Annotated in this window: 25 protein-coding genes; 11 read left to right on the forward strand and 14 right to left on the reverse strand. The window is 64.0% G+C overall.

Annotation, left to right across the window (positions count from 1 at the left end; translation table 11 throughout):
• Positions 1–38 precede the first annotated feature (38 nt).
• Positions 39–1,112 carry a DUF6765 family protein gene (locus tag L0U84_RS22415; protein WP_326491194.1) on the forward strand — a complete coding sequence of 358 codons (1,074 nt, stop codon included), beginning with the start codon at positions 39–41 and terminating at the stop codon, positions 1,110–1,112.
• 95 nt (positions 1,113–1,207) lie between these two features.
• Here L0U84_RS22415 and L0U84_RS22420 read toward each other — a convergent pair whose 3' ends face one another.
• The gene (locus L0U84_RS22420; protein WP_233852736.1) at positions 1,208–1,459 is read right to left on the reverse strand and encodes a hypothetical protein; all 252 of its coding nucleotides are present in this window, start codon (positions 1,457–1,459) and stop codon (positions 1,208–1,210) included.
• A 413-nt stretch (positions 1,460–1,872) separates the two neighbouring features.
• Here L0U84_RS22420 and L0U84_RS22425 point away from each other — a divergent pair, with 413 nt between their 5' ends.
• The 4 genes from L0U84_RS22425 (at position 1,873) to cls (ending at position 5,228) form a co-directional block, all read left to right on the forward strand.
• A complete protein-coding gene (locus tag L0U84_RS22425) occupies positions 1,873–2,211 on the forward strand; it encodes a hypothetical protein (protein WP_326491221.1) in 339 nt (112 codons plus the stop codon).
• A gap of 209 nt (positions 2,212–2,420) precedes the next feature.
• Positions 2,421–3,272 carry an H-NS family nucleoid-associated regulatory protein gene (locus L0U84_RS22430; protein WP_233852741.1) on the forward strand — a complete coding sequence of 284 codons (852 nt, stop codon included), beginning with the start codon at positions 2,421–2,423 and terminating at the stop codon, positions 3,270–3,272.
• A gap of 22 nt (positions 3,273–3,294) precedes the next feature.
• Positions 3,295–3,801 (forward strand): hypothetical protein, encoded by a 507-nt coding sequence (locus L0U84_RS22435; protein WP_233852743.1) that lies wholly within the window; start codon positions 3,295–3,297, stop codon positions 3,799–3,801.
• A gap of 152 nt (positions 3,802–3,953) precedes the next feature.
• On the forward strand, positions 3,954–5,228 hold the full coding sequence (cls, locus tag L0U84_RS22440; RefSeq protein ID WP_233852744.1) for a cardiolipin synthase: 1,275 nt from the start codon (positions 3,954–3,956) through the stop codon (positions 5,226–5,228).
• 33 nt (positions 5,229–5,261) lie between these two features.
• Here cls and L0U84_RS22445 read toward each other — a convergent pair whose 3' ends face one another.
• The 7 genes from L0U84_RS22445 to L0U84_RS22475 all read right to left on the reverse strand — a co-directional run bounded on the left by L0U84_RS22445 (position 5,262) and on the right by L0U84_RS22475 (position 12,883).
• Positions 5,262–6,152 (reverse strand): hypothetical protein, encoded by an 891-nt coding sequence (locus tag L0U84_RS22445; RefSeq protein WP_233852745.1) that lies wholly within the window; start codon positions 6,150–6,152, stop codon positions 5,262–5,264.
• A gap of 56 nt (positions 6,153–6,208) precedes the next feature.
• Complete coding sequence (locus L0U84_RS22450) at positions 6,209–7,003, reverse strand: MetQ/NlpA family lipoprotein (RefSeq protein WP_233852746.1); 795 nt, start codon at positions 7,001–7,003, stop codon at positions 6,209–6,211.
• On the reverse strand, positions 7,000–8,091 hold the full coding sequence (locus L0U84_RS22455; protein WP_233852747.1) for a formylglycine-generating enzyme family protein: 1,092 nt from the start codon (positions 8,089–8,091) through the stop codon (positions 7,000–7,002). The genes L0U84_RS22450 and L0U84_RS22455 overlap by 4 nt, the downstream gene beginning before the upstream one ends.
• A 7-nt stretch (positions 8,092–8,098) precedes the next feature.
• Positions 8,099–10,081, reverse strand: coding sequence for an arylsulfatase (locus L0U84_RS22460; RefSeq protein WP_233852748.1), 1,983 nt, complete (start codon positions 10,079–10,081; stop codon positions 8,099–8,101).
• 143 nt (positions 10,082–10,224) lie between these two features.
• Complete coding sequence (locus L0U84_RS22465) at positions 10,225–10,767, reverse strand: hypothetical protein (protein ID WP_233852750.1); 543 nt, start codon at positions 10,765–10,767, stop codon at positions 10,225–10,227.
• Positions 10,768–10,817: 50 nt separating this feature from the next.
• On the reverse strand, positions 10,818–11,471 hold the full coding sequence (locus tag L0U84_RS22470) for a response regulator (protein ID WP_233852751.1): 654 nt from the start codon (positions 11,469–11,471) through the stop codon (positions 10,818–10,820).
• Positions 11,468–12,883 carry a cache domain-containing protein gene (locus L0U84_RS22475; protein ID WP_233852753.1) on the reverse strand — a complete coding sequence of 472 codons (1,416 nt, stop codon included), beginning with the start codon at positions 12,881–12,883 and terminating at the stop codon, positions 11,468–11,470. The genes L0U84_RS22470 and L0U84_RS22475 overlap by 4 nt, the downstream gene beginning before the upstream one ends.
• A gap of 239 nt (positions 12,884–13,122) precedes the next feature.
• On the opposite strand from L0U84_RS22475, the gene L0U84_RS22480 reads away from it, so the two are divergent.
• Together L0U84_RS22480 and mctP are read left to right on the forward strand one after the other, a co-directional pair.
• Positions 13,123–13,320 (forward strand): DUF3311 domain-containing protein, encoded by a 198-nt coding sequence (locus L0U84_RS22480; protein ID WP_062138256.1) that lies wholly within the window; start codon positions 13,123–13,125, stop codon positions 13,318–13,320.
• Entirely contained in the window at positions 13,317–14,798 is a 1,482-nt protein-coding gene (mctP, locus tag L0U84_RS22485; protein ID WP_233852755.1) for a monocarboxylate uptake permease MctP, read from the forward strand. The genes L0U84_RS22480 and mctP overlap by 4 nt, the downstream gene beginning before the upstream one ends.
• Positions 14,799–14,888: 90 nt before the next feature.
• Here mctP and L0U84_RS22490 read toward each other — a convergent pair whose 3' ends face one another.
• From L0U84_RS22490 to L0U84_RS22505, 4 genes are all read right to left on the reverse strand, one after another.
• Entirely contained in the window at positions 14,889–15,572 is a 684-nt protein-coding gene (locus L0U84_RS22490) for a Fe2+-dependent dioxygenase (protein WP_233852756.1), read from the reverse strand.
• Positions 15,569–16,363, reverse strand: coding sequence for a tetratricopeptide repeat protein (locus tag L0U84_RS22495; protein WP_233852759.1), 795 nt, complete (start codon positions 16,361–16,363; stop codon positions 15,569–15,571). The genes L0U84_RS22490 and L0U84_RS22495 overlap by 4 nt, the downstream gene beginning before the upstream one ends.
• A complete protein-coding gene (locus L0U84_RS22500) occupies positions 16,363–18,612 on the reverse strand; it encodes a TonB-dependent receptor (RefSeq protein WP_233852761.1) in 2,250 nt (749 codons plus the stop codon). Before L0U84_RS22500 ends, L0U84_RS22495 begins: the two co-directional genes overlap by 1 nt.
• 326 nt (positions 18,613–18,938) lie before the next feature.
• Positions 18,939–20,171, reverse strand: a complete 1,233-nt coding sequence (locus L0U84_RS22505) for an NAD(P)/FAD-dependent oxidoreductase (protein WP_233852763.1) — start codon at positions 20,169–20,171, stop codon at positions 18,939–18,941.
• A 253-nt stretch (positions 20,172–20,424) separates the two neighbouring features.
• Here L0U84_RS22505 and L0U84_RS22510 point away from each other — a divergent pair, with 253 nt between their 5' ends.
• Genes L0U84_RS22510 through L0U84_RS22525 form a run of 4 tightly spaced genes read left to right on the forward strand, consistent with a single transcriptional unit; the run spans position 20,425 to position 25,528 of the window.
• Positions 20,425–21,333, forward strand: coding sequence for a DUF3348 domain-containing protein (locus L0U84_RS22510; protein ID WP_233852764.1), 909 nt, complete (start codon positions 20,425–20,427; stop codon positions 21,331–21,333).
• A gap of 10 nt (positions 21,334–21,343) precedes the next feature.
• The gene (locus L0U84_RS22515) at positions 21,344–24,223 is read left to right on the forward strand and encodes a DUF802 domain-containing protein (RefSeq protein ID WP_233852765.1); all 2,880 of its coding nucleotides are present in this window, start codon (positions 21,344–21,346) and stop codon (positions 24,221–24,223) included.
• Entirely contained in the window at positions 24,220–24,873 is a 654-nt protein-coding gene (locus tag L0U84_RS22520; RefSeq protein WP_233852767.1) for an OmpA family protein, read from the forward strand. Before L0U84_RS22515 ends, L0U84_RS22520 begins: the two co-directional genes overlap by 4 nt.
• Positions 24,874–24,895: 22 nt before the next feature.
• On the forward strand, positions 24,896–25,528 hold the full coding sequence (locus L0U84_RS22525) for a DUF2894 domain-containing protein (RefSeq protein ID WP_233852770.1): 633 nt from the start codon (positions 24,896–24,898) through the stop codon (positions 25,526–25,528).
• A 47-nt stretch (positions 25,529–25,575) separates the two neighbouring features.
• On the opposite strand, the gene L0U84_RS22530 is transcribed toward L0U84_RS22525, so the two are convergent.
• Positions 25,576–25,836: a TFIIB-type zinc ribbon-containing protein gene (locus L0U84_RS22530; protein WP_233852776.1), complete on the reverse strand. Its 261-nt coding sequence runs from the start codon at positions 25,834–25,836 to the stop codon at positions 25,576–25,578.
• Between the two features lie 7 nt (positions 25,837–25,843).
• A complete protein-coding gene (locus tag L0U84_RS22535; RefSeq protein WP_233852779.1) occupies positions 25,844–26,596 on the reverse strand; it encodes a TerC family protein in 753 nt (250 codons plus the stop codon).
• Positions 26,597–26,671: the final 75 nt, after the last annotated feature.

Genomic DNA, 26,671 nt, shown 5'->3' on the forward strand with positions numbered 1-26,671 from the left:
CAAACCGGCAGTGATTACGCGCGCCAGGAGCGCCTGCCATGAATATCGACTTCCATTACGGCGTGGTCTACATTGCCGCGCGCGTCGGCGGCCTGACGGCCGGCGATGCGCAAACCGTCGCGCATGCCTGCCAATATGTCGACGACGCAACCACGAGCGGAATACTTCGCTTCAAAGGGGGCGAGACATTCGAGCGATTCGCGACCGCGCACAAGGTATTCGACTACGTCAATACCGAGAACGACCAGAATCGGCTCGTGTGGGCGCCGTTCCATTTTTTGCCGGCCGGCGTGGGCGAGAGTCTCGAGGAAAAGGCGGTTTGCCGGCCCGATAGCGAAGTCGCGCGCGAAGTCGTGCGGCGCGCGATCCGGCAGCGCGATTCGGAGACCGCATTGCACCGGCTCGGCGTGACGCTTCATACTTATGTCGATACCTGGGCGCATCAGGGATTCGCGGGCATCGAAAGCTCGAGGAATCGCGTGCATCTTCTCGAAGCGCAGGATTGCACGCGCAAAGGCTGGCTCGCGACCCTCGAACTGGCGGTCGCGCACTTGATCGAGCATGTCGAGGAGGACGTTCTGACGGTCGCGTTGCCGGTCGGCCACGGCGCCGCGTTGCATTATCCCGACCAGCCGTGGGCACGCTGGCATTACATCGACGGCCGCAATCAATTCATCTCGCGAAATAATTTGCCGGATTTCGTGGAGGCGGCGGACATGAGTTGTCGTGTCGTGCGAGCTTATCTGGCCGGGCGCGAAGATTTCGAAAACCAGCCCGGCCTGCCGGACGACGTAAAAGACGCGCTGACCCGACTGCTCGATACGAACCGCGAACCCGACGACAACCTGCGTTTGGGAACCGTTTGTGAATGGGTGAACGGCGGACGTATTCCGGGTTTGAAAGAACCCGTGCCCGGCTATATCGCCAAAGGACGCGGTTCGTGGAAGTACCTGGCCACCGGTTTGTTGTGCGATGACGACACCGGGGACAGACCGGAGTGGACGGCTGCCTTCGAGAAAAGCGACTACCGCCTCTTTCACGACGCGGTCAAACAACACCGGTTCGTGATCACTCAGGAGATCTTGCCGGCGCGCGGATTACGCATTGCCTGAGTGATCAGAACAGGCGCGTTGCCGCGCATAGAGGTTCAAACAACATCGGCTTGCCTCTCGTGCAAACCTTTGCGGCAGCGCCCGCAGTTCTCCAGTTACTGCATTCTGGCCTGCTGATGCGGCGCGGCCTGAACCGCCGCCTGCTGTTCTTCGGCGTGCTTTTTGGCCATATGCCGTCCGACGATACAGCCGCCGACCGCGCCGACCACCGCATGATGTCCCGCATAGTGCCCGGCGACGCCGCCTACGACCGCTCCTTTCAGGCAACCGGCCGCGTTCGCGGTGCCGGCCATTGCCAAAGAGACTGCCATTGCCCCGAGGGCGGTTCGAATTAAACCAGCTTTCATTGGAAGTACCGTCGTGTTTGTGTGGATCGAAAATAGGGTGGCCCGGCGTCGTTTTCAATAGCCGCCGCGAGCATGGCGGCTGACATTGGACTCTCTATTGGCGATAGATCCGCCGCCGGCTACGGACATGAAGTGTAAATGGACGGCGCCGGTGCAGGCGCAACAGGTCCTGCAAGATCGGTAACGGCGCGTTACGGACGCGGCGACTGCGTGTTTGCACGCATCGTCCGTGGCGTTTCGCGCACGCTTGAATCCGGTCGCTAAAGCGGACCACGAAAAAAGACCGAATTCAAATAAAAAGTGGACTACTCTCCTTTGAATATCCAAATGCCGGGCTATAGTAGAAGCGACTAATGCCGGAAAGCACGGCGGCGCCCTTTTTGGCAGCTGATGCGGATGACGGGGAAACACAAATGACGCCATCGAATGCAGCGATCTATCAGACCAGGACGTGCACACCGGAGTCGTTGCGCACGCTCGCGAGCTTTCTCGAATTGGCCCTCGACGAGGGAAAAAGCGTGGTCGTCATGCGGATCGGCAAGCAGGCGCGCAGCGTATATGTCGGAAATCCATCCGGTGCATTGGAGGATTTAACGGATTCCGGGGTCGTCGATGCTTTCCAGGCAGACGAAATGCTACTACTGACCTGCCTGGGCCTGAACCGGATAACCGCGGACGGTCAACACTACCGCTTTATACGGAGTGTGAGGTACATTGCCGATCGCCAGGTCGTCGTTTTTACGCCGATCTGAGTGGTGGAACCGAAATGAAAAAGACGAATCAGGAGGGAAGGAAAAGGAAGAAAGCTTCGAAGACCTGGTTGAAAACCCGAAAGCTTTTGTTATTTGAACGCTGCATCGGCGTCCGTATCGATGTATTGAAGCCAGGGATAGGTCAATAGACTGCCTTTCTTCCTTCATTCATGGCATAGTTCGACGATTACCACATAAGGAGCAATCAAATGCCTTCGTTAGAGCAAATCCAAGCAAAGCTTAAGAAGCTCCAGGAGCAAGCTGACGTTCTCATTGCCAGAAAAGCACAAGCCGCGGTCGATCAGATTCGCGAATTGATGCTCAAGCACGGTCTCACGACTGCCGATATCGAAGCACAGGCGAAGGCACGACGTGCCGCGCGAGGTCTGAATGGCAATGCGGGTACGGGTCGGGGAAGACCGGCTGGCGCGAGCAAAGCCGCCAAATCGGCAACGCCGGCGAAGTACCGCGACCATAAAACCGGCGCGACCTGGACGGGTCATGGCCGCGCGCCTGGCTGGATCGCCGGCGTGAAGGACCGCACGGTGTTCCTGATCGACGCTGCGAGCGAAAGCAAAGCCGCGGCGACTCCCGCCGCGAAGCGCGGCAAAGGTCAGCCGAAAGGTGCACAGCCGCCGAAGTACCTGGATCCGAAAACCGGTGCGACCTGGAGCGGCCGCGGTCCGGCGCCGGCATGGCTTGCCGCCGTCAAGGACCGCAGCAAATTCCTGATCGATGGCGCGACCGGGGCCGCCGCTCCGAAAGCGGCCAAAGCGGCGGCAAAGAGCGGCCAGCCGAAAGCAACCGCGAGTGCGGTAGGCAAGAAGACCACGGCGAAAAAAGCAGTGGCGAAAAAGGCAACGCGCAAGACGGCCGTGAAAAAGGCCGCAGCCAAAAAAGCGACCCCGGCAAGCCGGAAAGCCACGGTGAAGACAACCGCTGGCCGCAAAAACGCCGTGAAGACGGCAAGAAAAGCACCGGCGCGCAAGGCTGCTGCGAAGAGCGCGGCTGCGCCCGTCGCGGCAGCTCCGCAAGCGCCCGAGGCGCAACCGGCCGCGTAATAGCCGCGGAGTCGTGAAGTAGATGGTTAGCCCGTTCGATGCATCCCGGCAGGAAGATCAGATCTTCCTGCTGGACTCCGCTCCTCGTCCGGCGGCCGACGCCGCCGAACCATTCATCGTCGCCAGCGATCGTCGCGTGATCCTCACATATCCGATCGCGGAGTCGGACTTTGAACGGTTCGGGCCATTCGATGCCGACGACGATCCTTTTTGCGCGGTGTTGTTTGCCGACACCGTGTTTCATCGTCTTGGCCCGCCGGGTGATGACGATCTCGTCATTCATCCGCTCGCGGAGCAAGGTCTCACCGGCTGCTCGGTGCATGAAGTGGTCAATTCGTCGTTATGCGCGGAGCTTGCTGCCGTGGCGACCGGTTCCATGGCCATTGATCCCGGGGCACCCGCGCGGCGGCATTTCGTCATTACGTTTCAGGCTTCGACGTTCGAATGCGTGGCGTCGGACTATACGGTCATCGGCGTATTCGGCGCGGGCGAAATAGCAAGTCGCGAGGCATTCGCATTGGTCAGATAAAGCGTTGGAAGCCGGCAAGCAAGGCGCGGTCCCGGCCCGGGCACGCGCCGTGCACGACGTGAGGATAATGAAAGCCAGGTACGAGTCCGGCACTCTTCCGTCGAACGCGGGACGCGCATGTCGTGTCCCGCCGCCTGCCATCGAGGCCACGCATGCTGACTATTCCTATTACCGCGTTCGTCACGCTCGTGATCGTTCTCGTGATCGCCAATCTGTCGAGCGGCGAGAAGAAAATTGAACACAGGATCGAGCGGCTCTATAAGAGCGAAGATCCGCAATTCCTCCGCTCGATGGGTCTATTGCTCGGTCCGCCCGTGGGACCGGGTAATCGCTTCGAGATGCTCCTCAACGGCGACCAGATCTTTCCGTCGATGCTCGAAGGCATTCGCTCGGCGCGCAAAACCATCACGTTTGAAACGTTCATTTACTGGTCTGGGGAGATCGGCGAGCAGATAGCGCGTGCGCTTGCCGATAAGGCACGTGAAGGTGTCGCCGTGCATATACTGCTCGACTGGGTCGGTTCGTCGAAAATGGACCAGCGCTATCTGCAACTGCTGCGTGAGGCCGGCGCCGAAGTGGTCAAGTATCACAAGCCGCATTGGACCGGACTCGGTCGTATGAACGATCGCACGCACCGCAAACTATTGGTGATCGACGGCCGGATAGGTTTTACGGGCGGAGTCGGCATTGCGCCGGAGTGGACTGGCAATGCGCAGGACGAAAAGCATTGGCGCGATACGCATTTCCGCGTGACGGGTCCGGTGGTCGGTCATATGCAGGCCGTGTTCATGGACAACTGGATCAAGACCACCGGCTGCGTATTGCACGGTCCCGACTATTTCCCGCACATCGACGCCGAGCCGAAAGGAGAGGGTGAGGGTCTCGCGCATATGTTCAGCAGTTCGCCGTCGGGCGGCAGCGACGACATGCAGTTGATGTATCTGATGGCCATCACCGCCGCCACGCACAGTTTGCAGCTTGCGAGCGCGTACTTCGTGCCCGACAAGCTCACCATCAACGCGATCGTCGAAGCGGCGAAACGCGGCGTCAAAGTACAGATCGTTACGCCGGGCAAACGCATCGACACGCACACGGTGCGCGAAGCGTCACGTGCTTGCTGGGGCGATCTATTGAAGGCGGGTGTCGAAATCTACGAGTACCAGCCGACCATGTTCCATTGCAAGTTGCTGGTGGTCGACGAGTACCTGGTGTCGGTCGGTTCGACGAACTTCGACAGCCGCTCGTTCAAGTTGAACGACGAAGCGAACCTGAACATCTACGACCGCGATTTCGCCAGGCAGCAGACCTCCGTATTCGACGACGACATCGCGAAGTCGAAGCGCGTCACGCTGGAAGCATGGACGCGGCGCTCGCTCACCGAGAAGATCGTCGAAAAGTTCGTGCGGCTGCTGGACACGCAGCTTTGAAAAGCGCTGCGAACCTGTCGAAGCGCCGACGGATCAGTGAACGGCGCCGCACAGATACGCTTCGATGTCGAGGCGCGCGGCGACCGTGACGCTGATGTGTTCGACGGCAGCCGCCTCGACGAGGCGTGCTTTCGCTTGTTGATACGCAGTGGCAAAGCCACGCAATTGCTGGGTGGCCGGACGATCGTCGAGCCGGCGCCGCGTGAGCGCTTGCGCGATGCTGCGTTCGATCAACGCCAACTGGCTGTCGATATAGTCGATACACAACTCGCGGCAGCGCGCGGATGCCGCCGCGACGCTCAGCAGTGCCGGCACGAGCGAGATCGTCAGAAAGCCGCCCGCGGGAATGCGTGCGAGTGCGGCGGGCGAATCGAACAGGTCGGCGCGCAATGCGTCGAACACGGCTTGCGTCCAGATTGCGCGCTCCTGTTCGAGCGCGCGACGCCGCCGCGCGAGCGCATCCTGCGCATGCCGATCGGCAATGCGGCCCTCGTCGATCAGCAACGGCGCATCGTCGCGTTTGCCTTGCTGAATGCATGCGCTGCCGACATAGACGGCGCTATCGGCGCGTTGTGCCAGTACCAGGTGTTGCAGGCTGTCCGGTACGAGCGGGTCGAGCGGCACCACTTCGCAGGTCAGCGGCTTGCCTTGCAGATGAATCGCGCAGCGCCCGTCGTCGGCCAGAGCAGGGCAGCGCGCGAGCGACGCATAGTCGAAGCCCTGTGAGACGATGCTGAAGGTGTCGCCCGCGCGATACAGCAGCGTATCCGCGAGCGCCTCGAACTGCGCGCAGTCGGCTTCGTCGAGCACGGCTTCATGTCGGCCGACGCGCAGCCGTTCGCCGGCCCGCCTGCGCGCCACGCGTCCGATCGCGATGCAGCCGATGAACCGGTCAGGATGGCGAAACAGCTCCGCCAGCGTCATCGAGGGCGGACTGTTGCAGCATCGACCGCACGCGGAGCAGGAAAACGAAAACGTGTTCACCACGGCCGACGCACCGAGTCCTGATAACGCGTGAGAATGAAATGTGCGACGTCGTTCGAATGATAGGCGGAGACCAGTTGCGCGACCCATGCGACATCGCGATCGCTGTCGCGCACGGCCAACACGTTCGCATACGGCGAGCGCGCGTCTTCGAGACTGAGACCATCGCGAGCGGGGCGAAGACCTGAACGCGCCGCCGTGTCGCTGTCGATCACCGCGAACGCGACGCTGTTCAACGAGTCGTACAGATGCGTGCGCGGCACCCGGCGGATCTTCAGATGCAGCCGGTTGCTCGTGATGTCGGCGAGCGTCGCATGCAGGGCCGCGCTGTCGCGGAACGTCAGCAGCGTTTCATTTTGCAGAAGGATCAGCGCGCGTGCGGTGCCGGCGGGGTCGTCGGGGATCGCGATCGTAGCACCGCGTTGCAATTGCACGAGGTTCGTCAGCTTGCGCGAGTACAGCGCGAGCGGAAACGTGACGGTCGTGGCCACGCTCGTCAGTGCATAGCCATACAGTTTGCGCTGTGCGTCGAGGGTGGGTTCGTCTTCGCCGCTGGCGACGTCGATCTGTTTTGCGACGAGCGCTGCGTCGATCCGCGACGGCTGATCGAACACCACGACGTCGAGCGCCAGACCTCTCGTCGCGGCGACGCGGCGCACTTCGTTCATGATCTCCGCTTGCGCGCCCGAACTCACGCCGACTCTGATCGTCTGCGAGGCAGCAGGCGCGGGTTCAGGCAGCAAAGCGGTCAACACCGCGAACGCAAGCGCGGCAATCGTATATCGCTTCATGACGCATCCCTCGCCACGGTGCGAAAGCCGATATGCGAGGCCGGCAAATCGGCTTCCTGCTGCTCGCGCGACGCCGCGCGATACCTGACGCAATAGTCGCGCGAGCACAGGAACGAGCCGCCCTTGATGACCATCGGCGTATCGTGGCGACGGCTGAGCGGCGCCACGGCCGCGGTATCGCCGTTCGTATGCGACTGGTGCGCTCCCGTGTACACGTCCTTGGTCCATTCCCACGCATTGCCGATCATGTCGTAAAGCCTGAAGTCGTTCGCCGCATAACAGCCGACCGGTGAGAGGCCGACGTGACCGTCCTCGCCGGTGTTGAGCACCGGAAACACGCCTTGCCAGTAGTTCGCGCTCGGCTTGCCGTGCGCGTCGCGCGGCGCGGTGTCGAGGTCGGCACCTTCATGGCCGGCTTTGCCCGCGTATTCCCATTCGGCTTCGGTCGGCAGATCGCGGCCGAGCCAGTGTGCGTACGCGAGCGCATCGGCCTGCGTAACCATCGTCACCGGTTGATTCATCTTGCCGTCGAGAGTGCTGCCGGGGCCGCTCGGATGGTTCCACGCAGCGCCTTTGACCCAGCTCCACCACGCCAGATCGCGCGCGTTCATTTCTTCGCGCGTCGGCGTGTGAAACACGACCGCGCCGCCCTGGCGCTGCGCATCGCTGACGTAGCCGGTCGCGCGCACGAACGCGGCGAACTGCGCGTTCGTAACGTCGGTCTGGTCGATCCAGAAACTTGCGACGTGCGTCTTGCCGTCGCCGGCCGGGCGCTCGTCTTCGTAACCCAGCTTGCTGCCGAACACGAAGTCGCCGCCGTGCAGATGCACCATGCCTGCCCGTGAGTCGTCGCGCCAACGCGCCGGCAAGCCCGAGTAACGCTCGCATTGCTGTTCGGAGCCGAGCGCGGCGAGCGGACGCGAGCGGTTCAGCCTGTCGAATGCGCTGGATGGGCCACCGCCGAATACCGCCGCGCTCGCCGCACTAATGGAGGGCGCGGCAAACGCGGCGGCGAACGCAACCGCGGCGATCGCGGCGTATGCGCCATACAGCGCCACGCCGCCTTTGAGCTTGAATGAAAACGCCATCGTGTGCTCAGTAGTAACCGCGCGGACGCAACGGCTCGACGCCGCCGACGCTGGTCATATAGTTGTTCCACTGCTGCACGAGACCATCGATGATCGAAGGATTCTGCGTGGACACGTCCTGCGTTTCGCCGCGATCGGCGCTCATGTCGTACAGCTGCCAGTGACCGTCGACGGGGCCGAGCGGCGGTTCCGTCCACAATGCTTTCCAGCGGCCGTCGGCGCTGCGCAGATAACCGCGGCCGTACGCCTCATCGCCGAACGACGCGCTATGCACGGGCGCCGTGCTCTGATCCTCGAGCAGCGGCAGCAGCGATTGGCCGGTGATCGGATACACGTAGCGGTTGTTGTAGACCACCTTGCCCTTGTTCTGATCGACGCCGGTCAGCGTGTTGATCAGCGCGGGCGCGGCTGTGGTCGGTGGCGCAATTTGCGCGACCGCGAGGAAGGTCGCGGTGTTGTCCGTCACGTGAGTGAATTCACGCAGCGACGGCTTCTGCGCAGTCTGACCCGGCAAATGCACGATCAGCGGTGTCGACACGCCGCCTTCGCCCGAATAACCCTTGGTCAGGCGGAACGGCGTCGCGCTGACCTCAGCCCAACGCAAACCGTATTGCAGACGTTGGGCGTTCTGCTTACCGTTGTCGGTGCCGAGTTGCGAGTAGGTCGGATCGGTCGCGTTCGCGGTGTCGGTGGCGGTCGGGTCCGCGCCGGAATCGATCGGCCAGCCTTCCGCGCCGTTATCCGACTGGAACATGATGAACGTATTGTCGTATTCGCCGATGTCCTTCAGATGCTGGATCAACAGGCCAATGTTGTGGTCGAGATTCTCGACCATGCCCGCGTAGATTTCCATGTAGCGGGCCTGCGCCTTCTTCTCGGCCGGCGACAGGCTGTCCCACTTCTTGTTCACGTAACCGGGGCCGTAATCGGTGTAGCCCTGCGCGGCGCTGTGTACGGCGCTCACGTATTTGGCGTTCGCGGTGCCGTTGTTCGCTGTGGCCGGGCTCGCGGCCAGCGTCTCCGATGCACCGCCGTACGGCACGAAGTCCTGGGGAATGATGCCGAGCGCCTTCTGCCGGGCGATACGCGCATCGCGGATCGCGTCATAACCGGCATCGTATTTGCCGACGTAGTTGTGCAGATAAGGTTCGGGCACCTGTAGCGGCCAATGCGGGGACGTATAGGCCGCATATGCGAAGAACGGCTTGCCGTCGCCCTTGTTCGAATCGATATAGGAGATCAGGCGCTGCGTGTAGAAGTCGGTCGAATAGAACACGGCCGGGCTGCCGCCGGCGCCGCCCGGTTGTCCCGGCTGGCCCGGCTGCACGTACTTGCCGTCTTCGGTGTAGTTCTGCGAGCCGGCCAGTTCGTGCGCGAAGTGATTGGTCGCGGCGCCGCCGAGCAGCGCGTAGCTGTGCTCGAAACCCCATTGGTCCGGCGTCTGCCCGCTGCCCGTCGCGCTGCCGACGATGCCCGAGCCGATGTGCCACTTGCCGGCCATGTACGTGTGATACCCGCCGTCCTTCAGCAACTGCGCCACCGATAGCGCGCGGTCGTTCAGATAGCCTTCGTATCCCGGCAGGCCCTTGCGTTCGTCGGTCGGCACGCCCATCGTGCCTTCGCCGACCAGATGGTGATCGGTGCCCGAGATCAGCATCGAGCGCGTGATCGCGCAGACGGTGCCCGTGTGGTGATTCGTCAGGATACGGCCGCTTTGCACGAGCGCATCGAGATTGGGTGTGTTGATTTCGCCGCCGAACGCGTGGATGTCGGAGTAGCCGAGGTCGTCGGCCATGATGTACAGGATGTTCGGCCGCTTCTGCGCGACGACCGGTGTGGACGCGGGCGCGGCGCTCGACGCGGCGGAGGCCGTCGGCAGGTTGTCCTCGCCGCACGAGACGAGCGTGACGAGGCTCGCGACGGCGGCGCCGATCAGGCCGAGACGCAATGAAGGGCAATAGTTGGCACGGCGAAATCGAAGTGTTGTCATTGTTATTGCGGACCGTAAGGTAGGGCCGCTGATGGTAGCAATGACGTTACAAAGGCCAAACGAAGGAATTCTGCGTTGCTATCGACGTTTGTCTATATAGGTAGACGTGGGCGGGATCGAGGAAAACGCCGCCTTTTAGAGTATTAATTGCCCGGGTCCAGCACGGGCTTATCCGGGTCCGCCTGGGTGCGGTACGGCAACCGCGCGGCATGAGGATCGGTGATCGTGTTGTCGATTACGCGCTCGACGTCCGCCGTTTTCGCGAGTTCGCCGAGGAAAGCCTTCTTGTCGAAGCCCGGCGCGACGCAGCCTTCGACGTAAATGAAACGGCGTTGCAGCGTGAGCCACAGCGTCGATTGCTCGCGCCAGTGCGTCGCGACGTTCAGATTCGCAAGACGCCGTTGCACGCTCTCGGCGATTTCAGCGTCGTACAAATACGCGTTCGGCAAACGGCAACGGCCTTCGATCCAGCAGCTATTGCCGCGTTCGATGCGGTAATGGCTATCGTCGAGCCATTCCTTTTCGGTTTCGAACGGGCCGAGCGGTGTCGGGCAATCGGCGATCGCTTTGGAGATCTGCAGGAATGGATCGTGGCCGCGATTGACGCGCGCCGGTTCGCCATGAACCTGAGCCGTGGCCGCGCAGAGCATCAGGCTGGCGAGACTCAGTTCGAACACGCGTTTCATGCTGTGGTCGCTCCAGGTGTGGAGCGCTCATTATCGCGCGCCCGCGAAGCTCAACGCTTGCTGCGCCGATTCTCGACCGCGAACTTGATCAACTCGGCTTGTCCTTCGATATCGAGCTTGCGCTTCAGATTCAGCCGATGCGTCTCCACGGTTCGCACTGAAAGATCGGTGCGCTGCGCGATCTGCTTGCTCGACAGTCCCTCGGCAAGCGCGTCGAGAATGTCGCGTTCGCGCGGCGTCAAACGTTCGACCGGCGATTGCGTCGCCGACGCCTGGATCAGCCGCGCGCTCAACTCCGCGCTGAAGAACGTCTTGCCGTCGAGCACCGCGCCGATCGCCTGAATGATTTCGAGCGCCGGCGAATCCTTCAGCACGTAGCCGCTCGCGCCCGCGCGCACCGCTTGCGTCACGTATTCGAGGTTGTCGTGCATGGAAAGCATCAGCACGCGAATCGCCGGAAAACGCTCGTGAAAAAGGCCGGCCAACGCGATGCCGTTCATGCCGCTTTTCATGCCGACATCCATCAGCGCGAGATGCGGCGACTGACGTTCGGCCAGTGCGAGCGCTTCCTGCGCGTCGCCCGCTTCGCCGACCACTTCGAAATGACGCACGGCTTCGAGGCGTGCGCGCAAACCGTCGCGCACCAGCGGATGATCGTCGACGAGCAGCAGACGCGCGACGGAAGGAGAGGTCGTGTCGTTCATGAAGAGAGTTCCTGCAGGGGCGGGACCGTGACATGCATCGTCGGCAACGGCACGCGCGCGGCGACGACGGTGTGTCCCGCCTCCGAGTTCAACGATAGCGTGCCGCCGAGCGCTTCGAGCCGTTCGCGCATGTTGCGCAGGCCGACACCTTCGCGTCCGCCGACGAATGCTTCGGTCACATCGAAGCCGCGGCCGTTGTCGGAGATCGTCAGCGTGACCGCATCGCGCGAGACTTCGAGCGCCAGCGCCGCGCTCGAAGCCTGCGCGTGCCGCACGATGTTCGTCAGCGCTTCCTGGGCGATGCGAAACAGCACGGTGTTGACGGTATCGGGCAAGGTGGCCGCATGCGTGTGCGCGATCTGCGTGAAGCCGATCGCGATGCCGGACTCGTCGCCGAGTTCGCGCGTCAGCTGTTCGAGCGCGGCGGCGACGCCGAGATCGTCGAGCATCGACGGTCGCAGCGCATGAGATATGCGCCGGACTTCGCGCAGCGTATCGCCAAGCCGCGTGAGTCCGGTGGACAACGCGGCCTCGGCGGCGGGCACGCGCGCGTCGCCGCGTTCGAGCCGCGCGAGCGCCGATTCGAGCAGCAGCTTCACGGACACCATCATCTGGCTGATGCCGTCGTGCAATTCGCGCGACAGGCGCGCGCGCTCGTTTTCCTGCGACTCGACGACCTGCTGCGCGAGCCGCTTCAGCTTCGCGTCGGCGCTGCGATATTCGGTTACGTTCAGCACCAGCGCGCACAGCGCGATGACCGCGAGGCCGGCCACCGCGATCGCGTCGATCCATTGCATCGTGCGATCGATATTGGCCGCGGCCTCGGCGTCGATATGCGCGAGCGCCGTGTCGACGTCGTCGAGATAGATGCCGGTGCCGAGCATCCAGCCCCAGCGCTCGAGCGGCACCACGTAGCCGAGTTTCGACTCCTCCTTGCCGGTCGACGGCCGATGCCACAGATAGCGCACGTAGCCGCCGCCGCGCGCGGCCGCGGCGAGCAGTTGCTGGATCGTCGGCGTGCCCTGGCTATCGCGCAACGACCACAGGTCCCGACCCACCAGATCCGGCTCACGCGGATGCATCAGCGTGCGGCCGTGCATGTCGTAGACGAAGAAGTAGCCGTCCTCGCCGAAATTCATCTTCTCCAACACCGCGAGCGCGCGCGTGCGCAGCAGCGCGTCGTCGCGCGCGTTGTCGCCGCCGGCTTCGTAGAGCGGCGCGATCGCGGTGGTCGCGAGTTCGACGTAGTGCTTGAGCTCGACCTCCTTGCTGGCCATGTAGGCGGCCTGGGTGGTCGCGTGCTGCCGCTCGGCGAGCGCCGTCGCTTCGCGGCGCACGCCCGTCTCGATGCTGGCGATTGCCACCAGAAAGGGCACGATCGCGAGCAGCACAATCTTCGCTTTGAGTTTCATCGTTGAAAGAGCCAGTCAACGGGCTACGTAATATTACGTAGACGGCGTACGTAGTTGCGCGCTTGTGAGGAAGCGCGTGAAGGCGAATACTACATGCCCGTCGCATACCGCGCTGCGTGAGGCCTGGCGGGCGAATGTGCGACGTTCCCCGATTTCCCGCCTGACCTCAGGCAACCGGGCATCCGCGCGTCGGGCCACGAGCCATCGCGCGTGCTGTCGATAATACTCAGGAGACGTTCGTGGAGACCTCCCCCTCGGCCGGCCGTTCATGGCTCTGGCTCATTTTGCTGATCCCTTATATCGCGCTGCTGTGGCTGCCGTTCTATAACGACACGCATCCGTCGCTCGCGGGCTTTCCGTTCTTCTACTGGTATCAGTTTCTGTGGGTGCCGTTGACCTCGCTGCTGATTTACATCGTGTATCGAGGTCTCAAATGAGCGATATGAATCCTGTGAACCCGGTGGCGATGACGGTTTTCATCGCGTTCTTCGTGCTCGTCACGGTGATCGGCTTTTTTGCCGCGCGGTGGAAACGCGGCGATCTGACCCAGTTGCACGAGTGGGGTCTCGGCGGCCGGCAGTTCGGCACGGTGATTTCGTGGTTCCTCGTAGGCGGCGATTTCTACACTGCCTATACGGTGATCGCGGTCCCGGCGCTGGTCTATTCGGTGGGTGCGTATGGCTTCTTCGCGCTGCCGTACACGATCATCGTTTATCCGTTCGTGTTCGCGGTGATGCCGAAGCTGTGGAAGGTTGCGCATGCGAAGAACCACATCACCGCGGCCGACTACGTGCACGGCGAGTTCGGCGGCAAGTGGTTTCCGGCGGCCATCGCGCTGACCGGCATCGTCGCGACGATGCCGTATATCGCGCTGCAGCTGGTCGGTATGCAGGTGGTGATCAAGGGGCTCGGCGTCAGCGGCGAATTGCCGTTGATCGTCGCGTTCGTGATCCTCGCGCTCTATACGTATGCGAGCGGCCTGCGCGCGCCGGCGATGATCGCGTTCGTCAAGGACATCATGATCTATATCGTCGTGATCGCGGCGGTATGGCTGATTCCGGTGAAGCTGGGCGGCTATGGGCATGTGTTCGAACTGGCCGATGCCCACTTCCAGGCGAAGGGCGGCGCGACCGGCATCCTGCTGAAGCCGAATCAGTACACCGCGTTTGCATCGCTCGCGCTCGGCTCGGCGCTCGCCGCGTTCATGTACCCGCATACGATGACGGCGGTGCTGTCGTCGGCGTCGGCGAAGACGGTGCGCAAGAACGCGATCTTCCTGCCCGCCTACACGGTGCTGCTCGGCCTGATCGCGCTGCTCGGCTATATGGCGATCGCCGCGGGCGTGAACGTGAAGTCGGCCAGCGACGTGGTGCCGACCCTGTTCGGCACGCTGTTCCCGTCGTGGTTCGTCGGTTTTGCTGCCGCCGCGATTGCGATCAGCGCGCTGGTGCCGGCCGCGATCATGTCGATCGGCGCGGCGAATCTGTTCACGCGTAATCTGTGGCGTCCGCTGGTGTCGCCGAACATCTCGCCCGAAGCCGAGGCGGCCAACGCGAAGATCGTGTCGCTGGTCGTCAAGTTCGGCGCGCTGCTGTTCATCGTGTTCCTGCCGACGCAGTACGCGATCGATCTGCAACTGCTCGGCGGCGTGTGGATTCTGCAGATTTTCCCGGCCATCGTGTTCACGCTGTACACGCGCCGTCTGAACACGACGGGTCTGTTCCTCGGCTGGCTCGTCGGTATCGTGCTCGGCACGGGCCTCGCGATTTCGCAAGGGCTCAAGCCGGTGTACGGGCTGCATTTCGGCCACGAGAACTATCCGCTGTATATCGGCATGATCGCGCTGGTCGCGAATATCGTCGTGAGCTTCGCGGTGTCGGCAGTGTCGCCGCGACGGGCTGCCGTGACGGCCTGATCGAGGTTTGTCCGGCTCGATGAAGAACGCCGCGGGCCCTTGGCCCGCGGCTTTTTTTTATTGGATCGACAGCTTGTGGCTTTGCGTCGATCAGGCATCGGCCCAGCGACGTAGCAGATTGTGATAGATACCAGTGAGGCTCACGACGGTCGCGTCGTTCGACCCTCGTTCGGCCGCAAGCGTCTGCACGTCGTTGTCGAGCTGAAAAAGCGTCGCGCGCTGAGCGTCGTCGCGCACCATGCTCTGGATCCAGAAGAACGATGCGACACGCACGCCGCGCGTGACCGGGCTCACGTGATGCAGGCTCGAAGCGGGGTAGAGCACCATGTCGCCGGCCGGCAGTTTCGCGCGATGCACGCCGTAGGTGTCCTCGATGCAAAGCTCGCCGCCGTCGTAGGTGTCGGGCTCGGCCAGGAACAGCGTCGCCGACAGGTCGCTGCGGATGCGGAAGTCCGTACCGCGCAGCTGGCGGATCGCATTGTCCACGTGCGTGCCGAAGCCGTCGCCGCCTGTATAGCGATTGAAGAGCGGCGGGAAGACTTTCAGCGGCAACGCGGCCGTAAAGAAGCGCGCATTGCGGCCGAGTGCGTCCTGAATCGCATCGCCGATCGCGCGCGCGGCAGGCGAGCCTTCGGGCAGCTGCTGGTTGCGCTTGGCTTGCGCCGATTGCCGGCCGGAAGTCGCGTTGCCGTCGATCCATTGCGCCGTGTCGAGCATTTCGCGGCATTGCGCGACCTGCTGTTTGCTGAGTATGGCTGGCAGATGCAGCATCATGTGTGCGGCTCCTGCGTCAGATTCGGCGTGGCGCTGGTCAGCGTGTTGGCGGTGAGGGTCCGTTCAAGCGTGCGGAAAGCGCTGACCGGGGAAGCGGCCAGCCAGCCCCGCATCTTCACGACAAACGCGGCAGTGGCAGTGCGCGGCACACGCTGCAACCATTGCAACGCTTCGGCGATTTCGCCACGTTCCGCTAGCAGCCGCGCATAGTTGAACTGCCCGCGAAAGTCGCCGCCTTGCGCGGAGCGTCGATAGTAGTCGAGCGCGAGATCAGCATCGGCATCGACAGTCCACCCATCCTCGTAAAAGCTGCCGACGAAGTTCAGCGACTTCGCGTGCCCGAGTTCAGCGGCGCGCCGGAACCACCGCAATGCCCGCACGCGATCGCATTCGATGCCATGACCGAGCGCCAACGCCGATGCATAGTTGTACATGCCCCAGTCGAGGCCGGCCCGCGCGGCGAGCCGATACCAGTACACGGCAACCGGCGCGCACGCGGCCGTACCCCAGCCATGTTCGTAGCAGCGGCCGAGCATGTTCATCGCCATCGGATGATCGCGGCGTGCCGCGTGCCGGAACCAGACGAACGCTTCGTCGACGTCGCGCTCGACGCCGTGACCGTCGAGCAGGTACTGACCGTAGACGGCCTGCGCCTCGACGATGCCGTTGCGCGCGGCCGCCGCGACCCACGCGGCCGCACGATCGGGTGGTCCCGCGAGGATCGCGGCGAGTTCATCGCGCGACACGCTCGCGAGCGCACGCACCGTGACGTCGTTGATCGCACGCGACATCAGTAGTGTGCGTTCAGCGTCAGGAACGCGGAGCGGCCCGGGGCGATCGACGCATAGTGCGCCGCGTACGCCTGGTCGTAGTACGTGCGGTTGAACATGTTCTGCACGTTCAGTTGCAGATCGACGTGCTTGTTCACGCGATAGGTCGCCATGCCGTCGAAGCGCCAGTACGACGGCACCGCCCGCAGATTCGCGGTATCGCCATACACCTGCGACATATAGAATGCGCCGCCGCCGATCGTGAACTTCGGCAGCACTTCGTAGTTGGTCCACAGGCTGATGCTGTTCTTCGGCGTGTTCGGGAACTGATGGCCGTTGTCCGACGTGGTTTTGCCGTTGTCGCGCAACTCGCTCTTCAGATACGTATAGCCGCCGAACACTTGCCACTTGCTGGTCAGCTGACCGGCCACGCCGAACTCGAAGCCCTGCACGCGCTTGTTGCCGACCATTGCATAGCTGTTGTCCGGCAGCGTCACGCGCGCATTGGTCGTGTCGATCTGGAACAGCGCGCCGGTCAGCGACAGCTTGTTGTCGAGTACGTTCCACTTGCTGCCGAATTCGATGCTACGGTTCTTTTCCGGCGACAACTGCGCCGCGTTCTGACCGATGCCGCCACGGCCCGGCGTCAGCGACTGCGTTTCGCTGCCCTGGCCGAGCAGCGCGCCGGCCGGCGTCGACGACGTCGCGATCGACGCATAGATGCTGCCGTTCGACGCCGGCTTGAACACGAGGCCGAACTGGTAGTTGAAAAGCGTGTCGTCGCGCGACACACGCGTCGCGCCGTTGGCGACGGTGTTGCGCAGATCGGTCGAGTAATCGTCGACGCGCAGTCCGACGTTGGCCTGCCAGCGTTTCGTGAATTCGATCGTATCGAACGCGTAGATCGATTTGGTGGTGGTGCGTTGCTCGCTGGGATCGTTGGTTTGCCTGACCGAGCCGGCCCACGGATCGTTCGGATTCGGTGTCCACAGACTCGTGCAGTTATAGCCCGATGCCGCGCCGATGCCATTGGTCCGGCAGATCGCGCCGGTCGCGGCCGCCACCGTGTACGAATCGTTGACGCTGGTTTCGCGCGACAACTCGATGCCGGTCGTAAAGCTGTGCTTCAGGAAGCCAGTCTTGAACTCGCCGAACAGTTCGGTCTGGTTCGCGAGGCTGTACACGTCGCTCGCGCGCGTATTCGCTCGGCGCCACACCATGCCGTTGACGACGTTGCCTTGACTGTCATCGGGCTGGGTCCAGATGTAGTCCTGAGTCGACTTCGTATAACGCGTCGTGTTGCGGATCGTCAGATCGCTGTTGATGTCGTGCTCGATGCGCACGGTGCCGATATCCGAACTCGTGTTGCGGAAGTCGCGGTCGATCAGACCGTAGAAGTTGTGGCGATCCACCGGCGCCGGGTAGATCGTGCTCACGTTCGCCGGCTTGTTGGTCGTCGTGTAGTAGTACGGAATGCCGCTGTCGGGCAGGTCGTCGGTGGTGAGATGGTAATAGCTTGCGCTCACGCGGGTCGGGGTGCCGAGACCGTACGTGAACGATGGCGCGATGCCCCAGCGTTCGTTGTTGACCGCGTCGCGGCCGGCCACGTCGTTGTTGTGGCTCATCACGTTCAGGCGGAATGCCGCGTGGTCGGCCATCTGCCAGTTGCCGTCCGCGGTGAAGCGGCGATAGCGGTCGGTGCCGAGGCCGACGCTGCCGTCGGCGGTGGTGCCCAGATGCGGCGTCTTCGTGATCAGGTTGATGCTGCCGCCCGCGCCGCCGCGGCCGCCGTACGCGCCGTCCGAACCCTTCGTCACTTCGATGCTGTCGATGTTGAACACTTCGCGCGTGGTGGCGCCGACATCGCGCATGCCGTCGACGAACGTGCTGCCCTGCGCGTCGTAGCCGCGAATGAACGGCCGGTCGCCGAGCGGGTTGCCCCCTTCGCCGGCGCCGAACGTGATGCCGGGCACGGTGCGCAGCGCTTCGGTCAGCGTCGATGCGCCGGTGCTGCGAATCAGTTCCTCGGGAATCACGGTGACCGACTTCGGCGTATCGACGAGCGGCGCGGTGAATTTGACCGACGCGGAGTGATCGGTCTTGAAGCCATCGTCCGACTGGCCTTGCACGGAAATCGGCGCGAGCTGGCCCTCGCGCTCGGGCGGCGCGGCGGCCGTGGTGCCCTGCGCGAGGGCGGGGCCGGCGGCCAGTACGCCGCATAGTGTCGTGCTGATTTTGCCGAGCTTCGGATCGTCGGACCGCAACTTCATGTTCATCCCCGTCGAGTTCGGGAAGCCGGGACGGATGTTCGTTTCCTTACCCAAGCATTCCATGTTTATTACAAAGTGTTTGCGGTTCGGATTGTATGCAAACACTCCGTAATTGAGAAGCGTTCTCAATAGGAATTTTGGCGCGAGTCACTCTGGGTGATGTGTGAGGAGGAGGGATTGAGTGTGCGATGCGCGACAATTGCGCGATGAAGAGTGCTACTTATAGGATAAACAACGTTTTGCCTGTGAGCGGAGAGATAGGCTCACTGGGTATCGCAAGCACGGATTTCGACAACCGGCGCCGGTGTCTGTGGCGCCGAATCCGGCTAAAACCGCTCGACCCGAAACGGCCGCGGATCGACCAAGGTCTGCTCGCCGGTCATCATCTCGGCGATCAGTCGCCCGGTTACTGGTCCGAGCGTCAAACCGTGATGCGCATGGCCGAACGCGAACCACAGTCCCTGATGTTTCGTCGCCGGCCCGATGATCGGCATCATGTCCGGCGTGCATGGGCGGCGTCCCATCCACGGTTCGGCGTCCAATCGCTCGCCGAGCGGAAACAGCGTGCGTGCGATCGGCTCGACCGCGTCGAGTTGCACCGGCGTCTTGGCGGCCTCGGGCCGCGCGATTTCGGCGCCCGTGGTCAAACGGATGCCGCGCGTCATCGGCGCGAGCACATAGCCGTGCTCGACATCGAGAATCGGATGATTGAGCCGCGCGCTTCGGCGCGGCGCGTAGTGCATGTGATAGCCGCGCTTGACCGCGAGCGGCAGCCGGTACCCGAGCCGCGCGCTCGCGCGATCCGACCACGGTCCGAGTGCGATCACCACCGACGCGGCGGTGATCGCCCCGTCCTGCGTATCGACCTGCCAGCCTTCGCGCAGCGTATCGGCATCGCCGATGAAGAGCCGTCCGCCGAGCGCTTCGAAGTACCGCGCGTACGCAGTGACGAGCGCGTTCGGATCGCTGACCGAATCGGATTGCGGATAGCGCAGCCCGCCTTGCAGGCGCTTGTCGAGATCGGGTTCGAGCTGTTGCAGACGCGGCGCGTCGAGCGTTTCGAACTCGACGCCGTACTCGCGATGCCACCGTTCGGCGAGCGTGGATTCGGCGTCGCGCGCGGCGGCGTGACGAAACACCTTGATCCAGCCGATCGGCCGCAGCAGCGCGCTCGCACCGGCGTCGGCGGCAAGCGCACGATGTTCGCTGACGCAATGCTCGATCAGCGTCGCGTACGACTTCGCGATTTCCGCGTGCGTCGCCGGATGCGAGTTGCGCCAGTAGCGCCACAGAAACGGCGCGACCTGGAGCATCGCGTCGGCGTGATAGCGCACATCGGGCGACTGGTTGCGCGCGTAGCGCAGCAGGGTGCCGAGCCCGCGCGGAAACGCGTACGGATAGACGCCTTCGCGCTGGATCAGCCCGGCGTTGCCGAACGACGTCTCGTTGCCCGGCTGCTTACGGTCGATCAGCGCAACCGCGCGCCCGCGCTTCTGCAGATGCACGGCGACGCACACCCCGACGATGCCGGCGCCGAGCACCACGGTATCGAATTTCATGCTCCCTGTCCGCCTTGCGTGTGTTCTGTGTGTTGTCGACGCTGCGCCGTGTTCAAGCTCGCGGCGAGGCGCCAGCTTTCATCTTATACAGGGATAGGCCCGCTTCGCTACCGGCAAAAAACCGCGCTCGGGAAAACGCGCGAAGACCAGCTCCGATCGGGCGAAACCTTGTCTTTCGACGCACGATCGAGCGGGCGACTTCGGACTCACCTGCGTCAGCGTGTAAACTGCTGACTTTTTTGCGTCCGGTGGTATGTTGCAAGCCCCTCAGCGCAGCGCCCTCAGCGGGCCCGCGCTCGTTCGCTTACTGGCCCGTCTCGGCGAGGCCGACGTCGCCGAAGCGCGCCAATCGCTTGCGGATCGGCTGAGCCAGTGGCTCGGCTGGACCGACGCGATCGCGTTGTCGTCGGCGCTGGATGGCAAGCCGCCGGCCGTCGCTGGTGGCGCGCGCGCGTTCGGTCGTGCGGAAGAGGAAGAGTGCACGCGCGTGCGCCGCTCGCTGGTGAGCGCAATCGCCAGCGATAGCGTGCTCGCCGGCTCACGGCGGCGTGGCCCGTCGCCGTCGTCAGTCCGGATCTCGGCGCCGCGCGTGGCCGTCGACACGCAGACCGACTACGCGGTGTTCCGACAGCGCTATCTCGCGCTCCAGCAGTCGATGGAAACGGCGATCGGCACGTTGCGCGGCCGGCTGCGCGCGCTGCTGGCGACGCAGGCACCGGCGCTCGCGCGGCTCGCGGTCGTCGATGCGGTGATGGAGCGTGCACTTGGCGAGCGCGAGCGGACTTTGCTCGGCGCGGTGCCCGGCCTGCTCGGCGGCCACTACGAGCGCTTGCGCGAGGGTGAGAAGCGCAGGGCGGCGCAAGCGGAGGCCGAGGCTGCCGCCGCTGCCGAAACCATGCGGCAGCAGTCGGCCGAAGTTGAAGTCGAAGCCGAGGCCGGCGCTCAAGCCACGCCGCCGGAGTCAGCCCTGGCTCACGTCAACGCAAGCGCCGCGGCCGCGCGACTCGCCAAGGCCATGGATGCCAACAACGCTGCCGCGCCGCTCGCGTCCGACGCGTGGCTCGACGCCTTCCGCAAGGACATGCAGAGCGTTTTGCTGGCCGAGCTGGATGTTCGTTTTCAACCGGTCGAAGGGCTGCTCGCAGCTCTTCGCGCCTGCTAACTGGGACCCCATGTCCAGATATCGTATCGATCTCGTCGTATTTCTCGCGGGGCTCGCCGCGGCGTGCTGGATCGCCGTCGGTTATGCCGTCTCCAATCCGCTCGCGCTGGCCGTCACGCTACTGATCGGCGTCTTCTATGTGCTGGGCGCGCTCGAACTTCGCCGCTACAGCCAGGCGACCGCCTCGCTGACCGGCGCGCTCGCCGCGCTGTCCGGACCACCGGCGAGCCTTGCCGCGTTTCTCGAACCCGTCCATCCGAGTCTGCGCAATAGCGTGCGGCTGCGCGTCGAAGGCGAGCGCGTCGGCTTGCCGGGACCCGCGCTGACGCCGTATCTGGTTGGTTTGCTGGTGCTGCTCGGCATGCTCGGCACGCTGCTCGGCATGGTGATGACGCTGCGCGGCACCGGCCTCGCGCTGGAGAGCGCGAGCGACCTGCAGGCGATCCGCGCGTCGCTGGCCGCGCCGGTCAAGGGGCTGGGCTTCGCGTTCGGCACGTCGATCGCGGGTGTCGCGACGTCGGCGATGCTCGGGCTGCTGTCCGCGCTGTGCCGCCGCGAGCGGCTCGAAGCGGCGCAACAGCTCGACGTGAAGATCGCGACGACTTTGCGGGTCTATTCCCAGAGCCATCAGCGCGACGAAAGCTTCCGGTTGCTGCAGCGCCAGGCCGAAGCGACGCCGCTGCTGGTCGAACGTCTGCAGACGATGATGAGCGCGCTCGAACAGCAGAGCGCCGCGTCGAACGAGCGGCAGATCGCGAGCCTCGACGCTTTTCACGGCCGCACCGAAGCCGCTTATCTGCGTCTGGCCGATGTGATCGAGCAGTCGCTGAAGGACAGCGTGGCCGGCAGCGCGCAGGCCGCGGGCAGAGCTCTGCAGCCGGTCGTCGAAGCGACGATGGCCGGCCTCTCGCGCGAAACCGCCGCGTTGCACGACGTGGTGACCCAAGCGGTGCAGCGCCAGCTCGACGGCATGTCGAGCGGCTTCGCGGCGACCAGTGCGAACGTCGCCGAGATTTGCAACGACGCGCTGGCCGGACATCGGCAGGCAAGCGACGAGCTGGCCGTGCAGCAGCGTGCTTCGGTCGAACGCGTCGCCGAAGCGTTCGAACAGCGCTCGGCCGCGTTGCTGGACGGCGTGTCCGCGCGGCTCGAAGCGACGGCGAGCGGCATGTCGCAGGCCTGGGGCGCCGCGTTGGCGCAGCAGCAGAGCGCGGGCGACAAACTCGCCGCCAACAACGAACAGGCGTTGGCGCGCGCCGCCGCGACCTTCGAACAGCATGCCGCGGCGTTGCTGAGCGCGGTCGGTAGCTCGCATACGAACTTGCAGACGGAACTGACCGAGCGCGACGAGCAGCGTTTGGGCGCATGGGCCGAGGCGCTCGACGCGATGGGCGCGAAGCTCAGCGAACAATGGCAGCAAACGGGTTCGCAGGCCGCCAGCCATCAGCAGCAAATCTGCGACGCACTCGCGCAAACCGCACGCGACATCTCCGCGCAGACGCAAACGCATGCCAGCGCGACGATCGCCGAGATCGATCGACTGGTGCAAGCCGCGGCCGAAGCACCGAAGGCGGCGGCAAACCTGCAAGCCGAACTCGCCGCGCGCGACGAGCAGCGCTTCGCCGCGTGGACCGAAACGCTCGGTTCGATGACAGCAAAGCTCAACGAACAATGGCAGCAAACGGGTTCACAGGCCGCCAGCCATCAGCAGCAAATCTGCGACGCACTCGCGCAAACCGCACGCGATATGTCGGCGCAGGCGCAAACGCATGCCAGCGCGACGATCACCGAGATCGATCGACTGGTGCAAGCCGCGGCTGAAGCACCGAAGGCGGCAGCGAACCTGCAAGCCGAACTCGCCGCGCGCGACGAACAGCGCTTTGCCGCGTGGACCGAAACGCTTGGTTCGATGACAGCAAAGCTCAACGAACAATGGCAGCAAACGGGTTCGCAGGCCGCCAGCCATCAGCAGCAAATCTGCGACGCACTCGCGCAAACCGCACGCGATATCTCGGCGCAGACGCAAACGCATGCCAGCGCGACGATCACCGAAATCGATCGACTGGTGCAAGCCGCGGCTGAAGCACCGAAGGCGGCGGCAAACCTGCAAGCCGAACTCGCCGCGCGCGACGAGCAGCGCTTCGTCGCATGGACCGAAGCGCTCGGTTCGATGACCGCGAAGCTCAACGAACAATGGCAGCAAACGGGTTCGCAAACGGCGACCCGTCAGCAGCAAATCTGCGACGCGCTCGCGCAAACCGCACGCGATATCTCCGCGCAGACGCAAACGCATGCCAACGCGACGATCGCCGAGATCGAGCGGCTCGTGCAGGCGGCCTCGGAAGCGCCGAAGGTTGCTGCCGAAGTCGTCGCGGAACTGCGCCAGAAGCTCTCCGACAGCATGGTCCGCGACACCGCGATGCTGGACGAGCGCAGTCGTCTGCTCGCCACGCTGGAAACGCTGCTCGACGCGGTCAATCACGCGTCGACCGAACAGCGAACGGCCGTCGATGGCTTGGTTTCGACGTCGGCGGATCTGCTCGAACGGGTTGGTAATCGCTTCACCGAGCACCTCGAGCACGAGACCGGCAAGCTCGGCACGGTCGCCGCGCAGGTCACCGGCAGCGCGGTCGAAGTCGCGAGCCTCGGGGAAGCATTCGGTGCGGCCGTGCGCATGTTCGGCGAAGCGAACGACAAGCTCGTCGCGCATCTCGAACGCATCGAAACAGCGCTCGATAAATCGCTTGCACGCAGCGACGAACAGCTCGCCTACTACGTCGCGCAGGCGCGCGACGTAGTCGACCTCAGCGTGATGTCGCAGAAGCAGATCGTCGAAGACCTGCAGTTGCTGGCCGCGCAGCGCGCGACCGCCGGAGCCGACGCGGTATGAGCGAGGACATCGACGGCGGCGTGGAAACTGCCGCGCCGATCTGGGCCGCGTTCGGCGATCTGATGTCGGTGCTGGTCGGCGCGTTCGTGCTGATTCTGGTCAGCGTGATCGGCGTGCAGCTCGAACTGTCGAGCAAGCTCGAGCAGGAGGTCAAGCAGCGCCAGGCCGAAACGCAGCGCCGCAAGACGCTCGAGCAGGCGCTCGCGGGACCGCTCGCGGCGGGGCGCGTGACGCTCGTCAATGGCCGCATCGGCATTAGCGGCAACGTGCTGTTCGCGCTGAATTCGGCCCAACTGCAGCCCGAGGGCCGCGCGCTGCTGAAGAGTCTCGCCGGGCCGCTGTCCGCGTATCTGCGCGCGAGCGACCAGATCCTGATGGTCAGCGGCTTCACCGACGATCAACGCCTGCGCGAAGGCAACCGACGCTTCGCCGATAACTGGGAGCTGTCGGCGCAGCGCGCGTTGACGGTCACGCGCACACTGATCGACGAGGGCGTGCCGGCGTCGTCGGTGTTTGCGGCGGCGTTCGGCTCCGAGCAGCCGGTCAGTCCGAATTCCGACGAACCCGGCCGCGCGAAAAACCGCCGCGTCGAAATCGCGCCGGTGCCGCGTCCGTCGAGTGCGGCGGCAGCGGAGAAGTCCGGTGCTTGAGAACGCGCGTGACGCAGACACCATGATCGACGACGCCATCCAGGCGGCTCGCGCGACGCTCGATGCATGGCGCGCGAGTGGGGCGGATCGGTTCGATCCGATGCGCTTTCATCTGCTCGACGCGCTTGCGCGGCGCGCCGCGCAGCACAGCGGCGAGACGCGTCGGGTGCTCGGGCAACGATTGTCAGGACTGTTGACCGAATATGCGGACGTGGTCGAGCGTGCGGCTGCGGCCGGGAGCGCGTCGCAAGCTGCCTCCGACCAAACCAACCAAGCCGGCGACGCCACGCTCGCGGCGCTGATCGAACACCTCGCCCGCCACCGCGCGCGCGCCGATGCTCCGCACGCCGCCTATCCCGAACTGCCTGCGCTCGACTACTTCCGCGAAGTCTGGTCCAAAGTCCGCACCGAAAAGCAGCTCCGCCAGTCGCTCGCACAGGTGCCCGGCAGCAACGCGGGGCCGCTGAATTCGAGCAGCCTCGTGCATCGTGCGCTGTCGTTGATGCGCGAGCTGTCGCCGGGGTATCTGAAGCAGTTTCTGTCCTATGTCGATACGCTGTCGTGGCTCGAGCAGATGAACGGCGGCGCGCCGCTCGAGAAGGAAGCGCCGCGCGCCGCGACGACCGGCAAGGGCGCTCGCAAGAAGGCGCGCTAACGCGCTAGCGGCGGCTGGCAGTTGCCTGCACCCCGGCGCCGAAGTGTTCAGTCGAAATCGAACACATCGAAAATCGAACGCTTCTTTCTGTACCCGCGATGCTCATCGCGACCTTCCTCGTAACGTTGCCGCTCGCTCACAACGGCACGCTCGCCGCGCCGCGAGCCGTCGCCGTCATCCTGCGCAATCAGCTTGTCCAGCTCGCCGCGATCGAGCCATACGCCCCGGCAGTCGGGGCAGTAGTCGATTTCGATCGAGCGGCGCTCGGTCATCAGCAGATCGGTCGTTTTGCAGACTGGGCATTTCATAGCGGCATCACTCCTCGTTGCTTGCCAGACGTTTGGTTTTCGCGCGCCGCGCGAGCATGTTCATCGACTCGACGAACGCGGAGAACGCCATCGCCGCATAGATATAGGCCTTCGGCACGTGCGTGCCGAAACCATCGGCGATCAGTGTCATGCCGATCACGAGCAGGAAGCTCAGCGCCAGCATCACGATGGTCGGATTGCGATCGATGAAGCGCGCGAGCGGCTGCGCCGCGAACAGCATCACCAGGATCGACACGATCACCGCGGCGAACATGATCGGCAGATGCTCGGTCATGCCGACCGCGGTGATGATGCTGTCGACCGAAAACACGATGTCGAGCACGATGATCTGGCCGATCGCGGCCGCCACGGTCAGCTGCACGGTCGAGCTGGTTTTCCCGGCGCTTTCGTCATCGGGGATCAGGTGCTGACGGATTTCGCTGGTCGCCTTCCACACGAGGAACAGGCCGCCGGCGACGAGGATCAGATCGCGCCACGAAAAGCCATGATCGAACAGTGTGAACGCGACCGCGGTCAGCTTCGCGATCCACGCGACGGTGCTGAGCAGAAGCAGCCGCATCACCAGCGCGAGCAGCAGCCCGATGCGCTGCGTGCGCGCGCGTTGCGCTTCCGGCAGGCGGTTGCTGAGGATCGAAATGAAGATCAGGTTATCGATGCCGAGTACGATCTCCATCACGATCAGCGTGACGAGCGCGGCCCAGGCGGCGGGATCGGCTGCGAGTGCGAACAGGGAGTCCATGGGGGGCAACCAGGTGCGCCGCGAGCGGCGGAACAGCCATCATGGGCCTGTTCGCGGTTCGAATAAACCAGTGAT

This window comes from Paraburkholderia sp. HD33-4 (genome assembly GCF_021390635.1).
GTDB lineage: Bacteria > Pseudomonadota > Gammaproteobacteria > Burkholderiales > Burkholderiaceae > Paraburkholderia.

Bases quoted from the DNA above. Each gene is read 5' to 3' on its own strand.
- L0U84_RS22535 (WP_233852779.1), bottom strand. From the start codon at position 26,596: ATGGACTCCCTGTTCGCACTCGCAGCCGATCCCGCCGCCTGGGCCGCG.
- mctP (WP_233852755.1), top strand. From the start codon at position 13,317: ATGAGCGATATGAATCCTGTGAACCCGGTGGCGATGACGGTTTTCATC.
- L0U84_RS22460 (WP_233852748.1), bottom strand. From the start codon at position 10,081: ATGACAACACTTCGATTTCGCCGTGCCAACTATTGCCCTTCATTGCGT.
- L0U84_RS22475 (WP_233852753.1), bottom strand. From the start codon at position 12,883: ATGAAACTCAAAGCGAAGATTGTGCTGCTCGCGATCGTGCCCTTTCTG.
- L0U84_RS22445 (WP_233852745.1), bottom strand. From the start codon at position 6,152: ATGACGCTGGCGGAGCTGTTTCGCCATCCTGACCGGTTCATCGGCTGC.
- L0U84_RS22435 (WP_233852743.1), top strand. From the start codon at position 3,295: ATGGTTAGCCCGTTCGATGCATCCCGGCAGGAAGATCAGATCTTCCTG.
- L0U84_RS22455 (WP_233852747.1), bottom strand. From the start codon at position 8,091: ATGGCGTTTTCATTCAAGCTCAAAGGCGGCGTGGCGCTGTATGGCGCA.
- L0U84_RS22415 (WP_326491194.1), top strand. From the start codon at position 39: ATGAATATCGACTTCCATTACGGCGTGGTCTACATTGCCGCGCGCGTC.
- L0U84_RS22520 (WP_233852767.1), top strand. From the start codon at position 24,220: ATGAGCGAGGACATCGACGGCGGCGTGGAAACTGCCGCGCCGATCTGG.
- L0U84_RS22490 (WP_233852756.1), bottom strand. From the start codon at position 15,572: ATGATGCTGCATCTGCCAGCCATACTCAGCAAACAGCAGGTCGCGCAA.
- L0U84_RS22510 (WP_233852764.1), top strand. From the start codon at position 20,425: ATGTTGCAAGCCCCTCAGCGCAGCGCCCTCAGCGGGCCCGCGCTCGTT.
- L0U84_RS22530 (WP_233852776.1), bottom strand. From the start codon at position 25,836: ATGAAATGCCCAGTCTGCAAAACGACCGATCTGCTGATGACCGAGCGC.
- L0U84_RS22505 (WP_233852763.1), bottom strand. From the start codon at position 20,171: ATGAAATTCGATACCGTGGTGCTCGGCGCCGGCATCGTCGGGGTGTGC.
- cls (WP_233852744.1), top strand. From the start codon at position 3,954: ATGCTGACTATTCCTATTACCGCGTTCGTCACGCTCGTGATCGTTCTC.
- L0U84_RS22495 (WP_233852759.1), bottom strand. From the start codon at position 16,363: ATGTCGCGTGCGATCAACGACGTCACGGTGCGTGCGCTCGCGAGCGTG.
- L0U84_RS22500 (WP_233852761.1), bottom strand. From the start codon at position 18,612: ATGAAGTTGCGGTCCGACGATCCGAAGCTCGGCAAAATCAGCACGACA.
- L0U84_RS22465 (WP_233852750.1), bottom strand. From the start codon at position 10,767: ATGAAACGCGTGTTCGAACTGAGTCTCGCCAGCCTGATGCTCTGCGCG.
- L0U84_RS22420 (WP_233852736.1), bottom strand. From the start codon at position 1,459: ATGAAAGCTGGTTTAATTCGAACCGCCCTCGGGGCAATGGCAGTCTCT.
- L0U84_RS22525 (WP_233852770.1), top strand. From the start codon at position 24,896: ATGATCGACGACGCCATCCAGGCGGCTCGCGCGACGCTCGATGCATGG.
- L0U84_RS22515 (WP_233852765.1), top strand. From the start codon at position 21,344: ATGTCCAGATATCGTATCGATCTCGTCGTATTTCTCGCGGGGCTCGCC.
- L0U84_RS22450 (WP_233852746.1), bottom strand. From the start codon at position 7,003: ATGAAGCGATATACGATTGCCGCGCTTGCGTTCGCGGTGTTGACCGCT.
- L0U84_RS22430 (WP_233852741.1), top strand. From the start codon at position 2,421: ATGCCTTCGTTAGAGCAAATCCAAGCAAAGCTTAAGAAGCTCCAGGAG.
- L0U84_RS22470 (WP_233852751.1), bottom strand. From the start codon at position 11,471: ATGAACGACACGACCTCTCCTTCCGTCGCGCGTCTGCTGCTCGTCGAC.
- L0U84_RS22425 (WP_326491221.1), top strand. From the start codon at position 1,873: ATGACGCCATCGAATGCAGCGATCTATCAGACCAGGACGTGCACACCG.